The organism is Burkholderia sp. E168m23 (assembly GCF_016586125.1).
Taxonomy (GTDB): domain Bacteria; phylum Pseudomonadota; class Gammaproteobacteria; order Burkholderiales; family Burkholderiaceae; genus Burkholderia; species Burkholderia orbicola.
This window is the reverse complement of record NZ_BCPP01000101.1, coordinates 1-11,881: the sequence shown is the minus strand read 5'-3', so window position 1 is coordinate 11,881 and position 11,881 is coordinate 1. Positions and strand designations below refer to the sequence as shown.

General features: G+C 68.9%; 10 protein-coding genes. 5 read left to right on the top strand and 5 right to left on the bottom strand.

The features are described from left to right. The 4 genes from JMF90_RS08145 to JMF90_RS08130 form a co-directional block, all read right to left on the bottom strand. On the bottom strand, nucleotides 1-1,191 hold a 1,191-nt coding region (locus tag JMF90_RS08145), incomplete at its 3' end, for a type VI secretion system Vgr family protein (RefSeq protein ID WP_201325030.1). Between the two features lie 404 nt (nucleotides 1,192-1,595). Beyond that, nucleotides 1,596-2,108, bottom strand: coding sequence for an OmpA family protein (locus JMF90_RS08140; protein WP_011547147.1), 513 nt, complete (start codon nucleotides 2,106-2,108; stop codon nucleotides 1,596-1,598). Nucleotides 2,109-2,194: 86 nt separating this feature from the next. Beyond that, entirely contained in the window at nucleotides 2,195-3,463 is a 1,269-nt protein-coding gene (locus JMF90_RS08135) for a diguanylate cyclase domain-containing protein (protein WP_011547146.1), read from the bottom strand. Next, entirely contained in the window at nucleotides 3,460-4,167 is a 708-nt protein-coding gene (locus JMF90_RS08130) for a YfiR family protein (protein ID WP_041489359.1), read from the bottom strand. The genes JMF90_RS08135 and JMF90_RS08130 overlap by 4 nt, the downstream gene beginning before the upstream one ends. Before the next feature lie 424 nt (nucleotides 4,168-4,591). On the opposite strand from JMF90_RS08130, the gene JMF90_RS08125 reads away from it, so the two are divergent. The 5 genes from JMF90_RS08125 (at nucleotide 4,592) to JMF90_RS08105 (ending at nucleotide 11,205) form a co-directional block, all read left to right on the top strand. Next, complete coding sequence (locus tag JMF90_RS08125; RefSeq protein ID WP_011547144.1) at nucleotides 4,592-5,479, top strand: LysR family transcriptional regulator; 888 nt, start codon at nucleotides 4,592-4,594, stop codon at nucleotides 5,477-5,479. Between the two features lie 164 nt (nucleotides 5,480-5,643). Beyond that, on the top strand, nucleotides 5,644-7,080 hold the full coding sequence (locus JMF90_RS08120) for an amidohydrolase family protein (RefSeq protein WP_011694815.1): 1,437 nt from the start codon (nucleotides 5,644-5,646) through the stop codon (nucleotides 7,078-7,080). A gap of 72 nt (nucleotides 7,081-7,152) precedes the next feature. Next, nucleotides 7,153-8,493 (top strand): MFS transporter, encoded by a 1,341-nt coding sequence (locus JMF90_RS08115; RefSeq protein WP_011694816.1) that lies wholly within the window; start codon nucleotides 7,153-7,155, stop codon nucleotides 8,491-8,493. A gap of 14 nt (nucleotides 8,494-8,507) precedes the next feature. Then, nucleotides 8,508-9,848 carry an amidase family protein gene (locus JMF90_RS08110; protein WP_011694817.1) on the top strand — a complete coding sequence of 447 codons (1,341 nt, stop codon included), beginning with the start codon at nucleotides 8,508-8,510 and terminating at the stop codon, nucleotides 9,846-9,848. A gap of 115 nt (nucleotides 9,849-9,963) precedes the next feature. Beyond that, nucleotides 9,964-11,205: an FAD-binding oxidoreductase gene (locus JMF90_RS08105; protein ID WP_011547140.1), complete on the top strand. Its 1,242-nt coding sequence runs from the start codon at nucleotides 9,964-9,966 to the stop codon at nucleotides 11,203-11,205. A 52-nt stretch (nucleotides 11,206-11,257) separates the two neighbouring features. On the opposite strand, the gene JMF90_RS08100 is transcribed toward JMF90_RS08105, so the two are convergent. Beyond that, the coding region (locus tag JMF90_RS08100) for an alpha-hydroxy acid oxidase (protein WP_201325029.1) at nucleotides 11,258-11,881 on the bottom strand (624 nt) is incomplete at its 5' end.

Here is an 11,881-nt window from a genome sequence, read left to right as displayed (position 1 = left end):
GGTCATGCGCCACGCGTAGCCGCCGCCGGTATAGCGATGGGCTTGCGCCTCCTCGGCCTCCATCGCGAAACGGGCGTAGCGGTTGCCGTCGTCGCCGTGGTCGTACAGCGACTGGTGCTCGAACCGCTCGGTCGCGTCGAGCCGCGCATGCTTGAGGTTTTGCGGGCCGGCCTCCACCAGCATCAGCGGCGACGACGGATTCTGGTGATTGAAGTCGCGGAACGTGACCTTGCCGACGCCGAAGCGCCGGCCTTCGTGCAACTGGTCGATGCCGCTGTCTTCGCTGGCCTCGGTCGCGGCGAACGGCACGGTGGCGAGCCCGTCGATCGGGCGGAACAGCAGGTTCGTGTCGCCGATCACGAGAAAGTGCTTGTCCTTCTCGTAGCGGTGCGTCCAGATGAGCCCTTCCTGCTCCATCAGCCGCGCGCAGAAGTTGTAGTAGCTCTCCTGGTACATCACGACGTACTCGAGCGGCTTCTGGCTGGTCCGGATGTCGAACGTGAAATCGGAAAACCCGTGTTCCTGGAAGATCTCGGTGAGGATGTCCTGCGCGGTCTTGTTCTGGAAGATCCGGCAGTCGGTCGAGCGCGTCAGGAACCAGAACCACGGCACGGCCGTCAGGTGGTATTGCGTGACGTTGCCGGGGTTGCCGGCGCGATCGAACGACGCGACGTAGCCGTCGAAGTAGCGGTCGTTGTCGCCGCCGCCCGCCGCCACGACGCGTTCGAGCGTCGACAGGCGCGCCTGCTGGTCGAAGCGGATCTTGACCTGCTGGCCGATCAGGTCCTCCGGGCGCAGGTCGTGGCGATGCGACAGCAGGTCGAGATGGATTTCCGGCAAGCGGTTCACGTGCTCGTCGACGACGGCCGCGCTGACCAGCAGCACATCCGGGCCGAGCGGCGTATCGAGCGTGACGTAACGATTGAGCTGGGTCAGGCGCGCGGGGTTGGCGGCGCCGTTGATCGCGTCGGCGATGGCGCCGGGCGTCTTCTCCATCAGCGAGAAACCGGTCTGTGCGAGCTGCAGCGCGCGCTGGACGGTGTCGACGTGCCCGGCCAGCCCCGCGAGCGGCCCGAGGCTGCCGGCCACACTCGACGCCACCGGGCCGGCGAGGCCGCCGAGCGCACTCAACGAGCCGAACGCACCACCACCCAATCCACTGGGAATACCCCCATTCGGAGCGAAACTCATTCTTGTTCCTTGCGTGTGATCTCAGGTTCCATCGGCCGGCTCGCCGGTCCGCAGCCACGATAATGTAGGGTAAAACCCGACCGCTTGAAAGTCTCCGGCAAACGTTTGCTTTCCGACCCTTAAAATCGGAAAAACGGACCGGCAGCCGGACGCGAGACCGCGGTCGCCCACGGCCAGGCAGCACGACGGTCGGCAATGGAAACCGTGTCACCCCGCATGTCTCGACAGGCCGCACGGCGCGGGACACGGCGGCGATCAACGGATGCTGGAGTATCCGCGTGACAATGGCGGGAAACAGCTGAGACTGACCGCGCTAGGGCCTTCCCGGGTCAGTGTTTGAACGAACATACTAGAGACGACCTCCTCGTCGGCAAGCGTGCAATCGCCATCCCGGCGCACCACCCTCATCGCGGCGAAACCACGATCGCCGCCCGCCGATTCTGCGCCCGCCCTGCCGGCGTCCTGTTATCCCCGACCGGGTCGAGCTTCCCTTTTCCGACGATCGCAATCCGCTTCGCATCCAGCCCGACGTCAACCAGCTCGACCGCAACGACTTCCGCTCGCCGCCTGGACAACTCGGCGTCGTAAGCAGCCGTCCCCTCGTCATCCGAGTACCCGTACACGCGCACTCCGTTGATCCCCGCCGACCGCAAGGTCCGCCCGATCCGTTCCACGATCCGGCGCACATCCGGCTTGAGGTTGTACCGGTCGAAATCGAACAGGATCGGCCCGGTCGACCCGAATTCGAATCCCTGTCCAGTCTCCTGGAACCCGGCCGACTTCAGCGCCGTCACCTGCGTCTGCGTCAGCCCCCGATGAAGCGGCGGCGGCGTCTGGCAGCCCACCAGCAGCATGCACAGCAGCAGCGCGCTCCCGACGCACGTCCGCCCCGTGCTCACAGGAAACGAGTGGTTCATTTTGCCTCCCCTTCCATCGCGCCCGCCCTGCAGGCGCTTCTTTTAACCGCCGCCGCGGCCTCGCCCGCGGCGCGAGTCGATCGAGCTCAAACCGGCCCTGCAACGCTCTCCGCCAACTGCCACGATCCCGGCCGCGCACGCTTGGCGCGGTACATCGCGATATCCGCCGCGCGCAGCAAGCCGCTCGCGTCCAACGCGTGATCGGGATACAGCGCAACGCCGGCACTCATCATGGTGGCCACCACGCGGCCGTCGGACAGCTCGATCGACGGTGCCATGCCGGACAAAATCTCGTCGGCGATCCGGCACACGCTGCCCGCTTCAGGCACCGCCGCCAGCATCACCGCGAATTCGTCGCCGCCCAGGCGCGCGACGAGATCGGTCTCTCGCACCCGCGTGCGCAGCCGCGATGCGATGTCGATCAACACCGCGTCCCCGGCGTCGTGACCGAAACCATCGTTGATCTCCTTGAAGCGGTCGCAGTCGAGATAGAGGACGGCGACCCGCTGCCCCGTCAACGTGGCATCGCAAAGCGCAAGCGCGAGGCGCGACTCGAACTGCACGCGGTTGGGCAACCCCGTGAGCGCATCGTGCGTCGCCTTGTGCTCGAGCGACGCGTTCTCGTCGCGCAGCGTGTTCTGCCAGTCTTCGAATTCGTCGAGCAGCGCGTTGAAGTCGTCGCCGAGCTGGTTCAGTTCCGCGATCGCCGCCGGCTCGACGCGCCGCGCGAACGCGCGCTCGCGCCGCACCGCGTGCGCGACGCCGGCCAGCGCGCGCAGCGGCGAAACGATGTCGCGCAGCAGGCGTTTCGAACTGACGTACGCGCCGAACACGCTGACGGCCAGGCAGCCGAGAATGCCGCCGACGCCGCCGAGCAGGAAGCCGAAGAACTGGTGGCCGCGGCCGCGCACGACGACGTGGCCGACGATGATGCCGTCGTGCATCACCGGGACGGTCACCGGCCCCGGCAGCGCCACGTCGGCCACCGCGCGCTCGAGCCGCGCGAGGCCGTTTCCGGCCGGCAACTGCCACGTGGCGAACAGTTGTCCCTTGCTGTCGGTGACGACCACCTGCGCGACGTCCTCGTCGCCGGCGATCATCCCGATCGCCTCGTTCGCCGCGACGCGATCGCCGAACACGAGCGCCGCCTCGACCGTATAACCGAGCGAGCGCGCCAGCAGGTTCAGGTTGTTGCCGGCATACGCGCGCAACGCGATCACGGCGACGACGATCAACGACACGGCGGCCATCGTCACCGCGACGAACGCGAGGCGCAGGTGCGCGCGCCGCAGCACGCTTTGCAGCGTCGGGCGCGGCGGGCGCGAAGCGCGAATGGGAGGCACGGCGCGTGTCATGGCGTCACCGGCCGTCGTGCGAGATTGAGAACGTTCGGATGCACGCGCACGCCGCTGCGTGCGACGGCGTCGAGATTGATGTCGAACGACACGCGGTCGCCGTCGACGTCGAGACAGAACATGCCGCCCGCCGTGCAAGACGGATCGTGTTCCGCGATCGTCAGCACCGGATGGCCGGCCAACGCGGCTCTCACCCGCGCGCGCGCGTCGTTGCTCAAGGCGCCCAGATAGACGACGTCGCACGCGATGCCGAGCGACGGATCGTCGGAGCGCACGCGTTGCACGTCGAGCACCGTCGAGCCGGCCTGCAGCGTGTCGGTCAGGCCGCCCGCATAGTCGGGCCTGCCGGTCACGCACAGATGCAGGCGCACGGGCGTGGTCGGCCAGCGCGTGAAGCTGATGATGCCGAGCACCACCTGACGCACGGCCGTGTCGTGTGACGAAAAGGCGGAACCTGTCGGGCTGGCCGGCGTGGCGGTGGTGGCAACTTGCACCGCATCGACCGCGGTCTCGTCCATCACGGCAGGCGCGCCGGCGACGACCGGTACGGCGCTCAGAACGCAAACGATTGCGGCAAACGCATGGCGGAACGTGGCGACTCGGCCCCACTGGCCGGACGCCTTTCGCGCGGCGAATGCCGCCGCACACGCTGGCGTCGATGCGACCGCAAGACTCGCAGCCGCCGCGCACACACTTGCATCCATGATGGAAACATCTGCCGCAGTCGTTCCCGGCCCCGCCTCCTGCCTGCCATGCGCGTGCAGGCACCGTATCACGCGCACGATTCCTTCCATCTTAGGTAAAAATTCGTATCCCAAACCAGTGGGATACACCCGCGAATCCTGCCGGAAAGCATGCCGAACCGGTGCTGCGGCAACCCACGGCGGTCCGGTGTCGGCGTCGGCACATTGATCTGCGGATTGAACCCCGGCTCACGGCAAACTTCATCCATCCGCCAGTCACGCATTCAAGCATCTCGCGGGCGTCAAACGGCTCGATCCGCCATGCGTGTACGCTCCACGGCCGTACGGGCCACGCGGTGGACAATGAATCGATATCGACGAGAATGTCCGCTCGTCCCGCGGCCATACGTCGGAATGCCGGATCCAGCCTGCACAACGGAGCGTCATGAAAATCGAAAACTCGGAACTCGAAGCATTCGTCGCCGTCGCGGAACTCGGCACGTTCCATCGCGCGGCGGAAAAACTGAACCTGACCCAGCCGGGGCTGTCGCGCCGCATCCAGAAACTCGAGCAGACGCTCGGCGTCGAGTTGTTCCAGCGCACCACGCGAAGCGTGACGTTGACGGGTGTCGGCCGCCAGTTCCTGCCGATGGCGCGCGAGCAGATCGCGCAGCTCGGCATGATGCTGTCGTCGATCCAGGACATCGCGCAAAAACGTTACGGCAAGGTGCGGCTCGCGTCGATCCCGACGATCGTCGCGCAGGCGCTTCCCGACGTACTGCGTCGCTACGCCGCAAAGTATCCGCACGTCGCCGTGCAGATCCTCGACGGCAATCACGACTTCGTGCTGTCGCAGGTGCGCGCGGGCATCGCCGAATTCGGCGTGAGCCTGCATCCCGGTGACGACGACGATCTCCTGTTCGAACCGCTCTTCACCGACCGTTACGTGCTCGCGGCGCACAACGACGATCCGCTGGCGCGCGCGGACGCCGTCACGCTCGGGGAGTTGCGCCAGGCGAAGCTGATCATCGGCGGTCGCGACAGCGGCAACCGCCTGCTGCTCGAAATGCTGATGGGCCAGGAAGCGGTGCGAGCCCGCTGGTTCTACGAAGTCGAGCACATCTCGTGCGTCGCGGCGCTGGTGGCGGCCGGGGTCGGCTGCGCGATCCTGCCCGAGAGCGCACTGCGTGCGTACGGCTCGCCGGCGGTGCGCGCGGTGCCGATCGCGAGCCCGACGATCGAGCGCACGGTCGGCATCGTTCGGCATCGCGGCATTTCGATGTCCAGCTTCGCGGGCGACCTCCAGGCGCTGGTGAAGGCGTCGTTCGCGTGACGCCGCGGGGCGGCACGGCGGCGCGCCGCATTGATGCCGGTTTCGCATGAATCGCGAGCCGAACGGCATTGGACACCCGAAAAATGGCTGGGGACGATGGGGGCGAACATGAACGACGGAAACGGGTAACGCCCCGAATCCGGACGGATTCAGGAGGAACCACCATGCATTTCGACGTGATCCTGCGTCGCGGCGAGTTGATCGACGGCACCGGGGCCGCACGCTTCGAAGCCGATCTCGGCGTGACCGGCACGCGCATCGCGGCGATCGGCGACCTGGGCGGTGCGACGGCCGCGCATACGGTCGATGCGAGCGGCCTCGTCGTCGCGCCGGGCTTCATCGACAGCCACACGCACGACGACGCGTTCGTGCTGACCGATCCCGACGTCGAGCCGAAGGTCGCGCAAGGCGTCACGACGGTGATCGCCGGCAACTGCGGCATCAGCCTCGCGCCGCTGCTCGCCGAAAGGGACGTGCCGCAGCCGCTCGACCTGCTGGGCGCGTGGCAGGCGTTCCGCTTCCCGTCCTTTCGCGCCTATCTCGACGCGCTCGACGCCACGCCCGCCGCCGTCAATACGGCGGCCCTGATCGGCCACTCGACGCTGCGCGTGCGGCACATGGCCGATCTCGATCGCGCGGCCAACGCGGCTGAAATCGCGGCGATGGCGGCCGACGTGCGCGAAGCGATGGCGGCCGGTGCGTTCGGCGTCTCGTCGGGCACCTTCTACCCACCCGCGGCAGCCGCGACGACGGACGAACTGATCGACGTGTGCGCACCGTTGCGCGAGACGGGCGGCGTGTTCGCGACGCACCTGCGCGACGAAACCGACGCGATCATCGCGTCGCTCGACGAAGCGTTCTCGATCGGCCGCGCGCTCGACGTGCGCGTCGTGCTGTCGCATCACAAGGTGGCCGGCAAGGCCAATCACGGCCGCTCGGTCGAAACGCTCGCGCATATCGACGCGCAACGCACGCGTCAACCGCTGTGTCTCGACTGCCATCCGTATCCGGCCACGTCGACGATGCTGCGCGCGGATCGCATCCATCAGTCGTCCCGCGTGATCCTCGCGTGGTCGAAGCCGCATCCCGAACTCGCGGGCCGCGACTTCCATGAACTGCTGCCGCTGTTCGGCGATTCGGTCGACGCCGCGATCGACGCGCTGCGCCCCGCCGGTGCGATCTACTTCGTGATGGACGAAGCGGATGTCGAGCGCATCGTTCGTCACGAACTGACGATGGTCGGCTCCGACGGCCTGCCCAACGACATGCGCCCGCACCCGCGGCTGTGGGGCACGTTCCCGCGCGTGCTCGGAGAATTCTCCCGCGAGCGCGGCCTGTTCCCGCTCGAAACCGCGGTGCGCAAAATGACGGGGCTCACCGCCGAGCAGTTCGGCATCGCCGAACGCGGGCGGCTCGCGGTCGGTCATTACGCCGATCTCGTCGTGTTCGACCCCGTCCGCGTGATCGACCGTGCGACGTTCGCGAGCCCGACGCTGCGCCCCGAAGGCATCGAGCACGTGTTCGTCAACGGGCAGGCCGTGCTCGAACATGGCCGGCACACCGGCACGCGTCCCGGCCGGGCGCTGCGCCGCGACATCTAGAACCGGCCGATCGGCGGCGCGCGCTCGCGCGGTCGCGGCAGCCGCCCCGAAGGCCACCTGCACGGAGTCACCATGACGAATCCCAACGGCGCCGCCACGCCGCGCGGCATGCAAGCCGACCCGCCCACGCACGCGCAAGCCGCCGCCCCCGGCCTCGATGCACTGTATGCACGCCTGAGCCGGCGCATCATTCCGCTGATCCTGGTCTGCTATTTCTTCGGCTATCTCGACCGCGTCAACGTCGGCTTTGCGAAGCTGCAGATGGTGACGGACCTGCACCTCACGGACGCTGCATACGGCGTGGGTGCGGGCCTGTTCTTCGTCGGCTACCTGCTGCTGCAGGTGCCGGCCGGCTGGCTCGTGCGGCGGATCGGCGTGAAGCGCTGTCTCGCCGGCTCGATGCTGACGTGGGGCATCGTGTCGGTCGCCACGCTCACGACCCGCGACACCGCGAGCTTCTACGCGCTGCGCTTCCTGCTCGGCGTGACCGAAGCGAGCTTCTTTCCGGCCGTGATCGCGTACTTCAGCGTGTGGTTTCCGTCGCACCGGCTCGCGAAGGTCATGGCGTTTCTGTTTCTCGCGATGCCGCTCGGCGTGATCGTCGGCGGCCCGCTGTCCGGCTGGATCATGGACGCCACGCACGGCGGCTTCGGGCTGCGCGGCTGGCAGTGGATGTTCCTGATCGAAGGTCTGCCGGCCATCGTGCTGGGGGTGTACCTGCTCGCCCGTGTCACGGAGCGGATCGACGATGCAACCTGGCTGACCGATACGGAAAAGCGGATGATTCACGCGGAGATGGCGCAGGAAGCGGCCGGCAAGCGCACCCGCCTCGGCGCCGCATTGCGCGAGCCGACCCTGTGGCTGCTGTTCGCGACGTCGTTCCTCTACAACATCGGCAACTACGGGCTCGTGTTCTGGATGCCGACGATGATCAAGGCGCTCGGGTCGTCGAGCAACCTCCAAATCGGCCTGGTCAGCGCGATCCCGTATCTGGTCGCGTCGGTCGCGATGGTCGCGAACGCGCAGCATTCGGTGCGGACCGGCGAGCGCCGCTGGCATACGGCGCTGCCTGTCGCGATCGGCGGCATCGCGCTGCTCGCGAGCCTCGGCATGCGCACGCATCCCGTGCTCGCGGTCGCGTGCCTGACCGTCGGCGTGGCCGGCATCATGAGCACGCTCGCGATGTTCTGGAGCCTGCCGTCGCGAATTCTCGCGGGAGAAGCGGCCGCGGGCGGCGCCGGGCTCGTCAACATCGGCGCGGCCGTCGCGGGTTTCGTCGGCCCGACGCTGATGGGCTATGCAACCGGATTGACGGGCAGCACCGAGCTCGGTGTCGCGCTGCTCGCCTTCACACTGTTCGCCGCCGCTGCGCTGATCCTGTCGATTCCGCGCCGGCTCATGGTGCGCACGTGAGCGCGGCGCCATCGATGCGCAGCGCGCTGGCGTTGGCGGCGACGGTGCGCGCCGGGCAGGTGAGCGCGATGTCGCTCGTGCAAGCCGTGCTCGCCGACATCGCCGCCCGCGACAGCGCGATCAACGCGTGCGCAGCCACCTTCGACGAGCGAGCACGGCGCGATGCGCTGCGCATCGACCGCCTCGTGCGGGCCGGACGCGACCCGGGCCCGCTGGCCGGCGTGCCGTTCCTCGTGAAGTGGAACATCGACGTGGCGGGTTATACGACGGTTGCCGGATCGCCAGCGCGCGCGGCATTGCCGCCCGCCGTCGCCGATGCGACGATCGTTGCGCGAATGTGCGCGGCCGGCGCGATCCCCATAGGGGCGACGCAGATGGATGAACTCGCGTGCGGCGCCACCGGCGTAAATCCGCACTACGGCGCGGTGCGCCTCCCGGCCGACCCGACACGCATGACAGGCGGCTCGTCGAGCGGCTCGGCCGCCGCGGTCGCCGCCGGCTACGTGCCGCTCGCGCTCGGCAGCGATACCAACGGCTCGGTCCGCGCACCGGCGGCGCTGTGCGGCGTATGGGGGTTCCGGCCCGGCGACGGACGGCTGTCGCGGGCCGGCTGCCTGCCGTATGCCGACTCGCTCGATACCGTCGGCGGGTTCGCGAACGATGTCGACGATCTTGCGGTGCTGTATGACACGCTGCGCGAAACGCATGCACCGCGCGCGCAACGGCCGCGCGATCCGGCCGCCCCGCTTCGCGTCGCCGTGCTGACCGGCGATTTCGAAACACATGCCGATGCGGATGCGCAACGCGCTGTCCGGCGTGCAGCGGCCCGTCTGCGGGCGGGCGAAACAGTAGCCGTCGCCAGCGACGAAGTCGCGCACGTGCGCGAAGCGGCGCTCGTGATCTCGAACGTGGAGCTCGCGCGCGCCCATCACGGCTTGGTCGACGCGCCGGCGGCGCTCGTCTCCGAACACCTGCGGTCGCGCCTCGCTGCCGGCCTCGCGACGTCCGACTCCGCGTATCGGCACGCGCTTGCCGACCGTGCCGCCTGGCGTACGCGCATCGCGGCGCTGTTCGCGCGCCACGACCTGCTGCTCGCGGCCGCGACGCCTTGTGCGGCGCCGCGCTTCACCGACGCGACTGTCGATATCAATGGCGTCGCGCTCGAACCCGCGAAGACGCTCGGCCTGCTGACGCAACCGATCTCGTTCGCGGGGCTGCCGGTCGTCAGCGCGCCGTGCTTCGCATCGGGCGAGCTGCCGGTCGGCGTGCAATTGATCGGTGGGCCCGGTGGCGACGCGGTGTGCTTCGACGCCGCGCGGCAGTTCTCGGCCGCGTGGGGCGACATGCTCCGTTAGCGACGCGCCCCTTGGTGCCGCGCGCCGCCGCGAGTATGCTTGCAGCTCGAACATTCTCCAACCGGGCGCGCGCCGCACCGCGGGCAAGCGCCCCGCCAACCGTCACTCACCATCGATGGATTTCGACGTCATCGTTCTCGGCGCCGGCATCGTCGGCGTCTCCGCCGCGCTGCACCTGCAGGATCGCGGCCGCAAGGTCGCCCTCGTCGATCGCGGCGCGCCCGGCGAAGGCACGAGCTTCGGCAATGCCGGGCTGATCGAGCGCTCGTCGGTCGAACCGTATCCGTTCCCGCGCAGCCCGTTCACGCTGATGCGCTATGCGCTGAACCGCTCCACCGATCTCTACTGGCACAGCGCGTCGCTGCCCGCGTTCGCGCCGTGGCTCGCACGGTTCTGGTGGGAATCGGCGCCGCCGCGTCATGCGGCGGCCTCGCGCGACATGCTGCCGCTGATCGAACGCTGCATCGTCGAACACGATGCGCTGATCGCGCGGGCCGGCGCCGGCGAACTGGTCCGCGCCAGTGGCTGGCTGGAAGCGTTCCGCACGCCGGCCGCATTCGAACGCGGCGTGGCCGAGGCCGGCCTCACCGCGCGCCGCCACGGGCTCGGCATCACGCCGCTCGATGCGGCCGCGCTGCGCGCGCACGAACCGAGCCTCGCACCGGGCTTCTGCGGCGCGCTGCACTGGCTCGACCCGAAAAGCGTCGTCGACCCGGCCGCGCTCGTCAAAGCGTATGCGCACCTGTTCGTGCAGGGCGGCGGCACGCTGCTGACCGGCGACGCCGCGAGCCTCGACGCGCTGTCGCCCGGCTGGCAGGTGAGGACCGACGACGGCCCGGCGGCCGCGCCGGCCGTCGTCGTCGCGCTCGGTCCGTGGTCCGACACGGTGTTCGGCAAGTTCGGCTACAAGATCCCGTTGCGCGAGAAGCGCGGCTACCACATGCACTACGCGCCGTCCGCGCGCGGCGTGCCGTCGGCGCCGATCGTCGATCGCGAATACGGTTATGTAATCGCGCCGATGCGGCGCGGGCTGCGGCTGACGACCGGCGTCGAGATCGCGCGGCGCGGGCTTCCGCCAACGGGCGTGCAGCTCGAACGCGCCGAACGCGTCGCGCGGCCGGTGTTCGGTTTCGGCGAGCGGCTCGATCCGCATCCGTGGCTCGGCTTCCGGCCGTGCACGCCCGACATGCGCCCGGTGATCGGCCCCGCGCCCGCGCATCGCGGGCTGTGGTTCGCGTTCGGGCACAACCATCACGGGCTGACGCTCGGCCCGGTCAGCGGCCGCCTGCTGGCCGAGATGATGACCGGCGAGGCGCCGTTCACCGACCCGGCACCGTATCGCGCGGACCGCTTCTGAGCGCGCGATGCCGGCGCCGGCACGCAGGCCCGGATGGCGCCGAAACGCGCCGTCAGCGAAAACGCAGCTGGTTTCGCCCGAGCTGCGCGACGGATGCGCAGCCCATCAGCCGCATGTCGCGTTCGATTTCCGTGCGCATCAGTTGCAACGCGCGCTCGACGCCGGGCTGCCCGGCGGCGGCGAGCGGGAACAGGTAATAACGCCCCAGCCCGACGGCCTTCGCCCCCAGCGCCAGCGCCTTCAGTACGTGCGAACCGCGCTGCACGCCGCCATCCATCATCACGTCGATCCGGTCGCCCACCGCGTCGACCACCTCGGCAAGCTGGTCGAACGCGGCGCGCGAACCGTCCAGCTGCCGCCCGCCGTGGTTCGACAACACGATGCCGGTGCAACCGATGTCCGCCGCCCTGCGGGCGTCGTCGACCGACATCACGCCTTTCAGGCAAAACTGCCCGTTCCACTCGCGCACCATCGCGGCGACGTCGTCCCATGACATCGACGGGTCGAGCATGTCCGTGAAGTAGCGGCTGATCGACATTGCGCCGCCGCCCATGTCGACGTGCCGGTCGAGCTGCGGCAAACGGAACCGCTCGTGGGTCAGATAGTTGACCGCCCAGGCCGGCTTCAACGCGAACTCGGTCAGCCCCGCGAGCGTCAGCCTGAATGGAATCGAGAA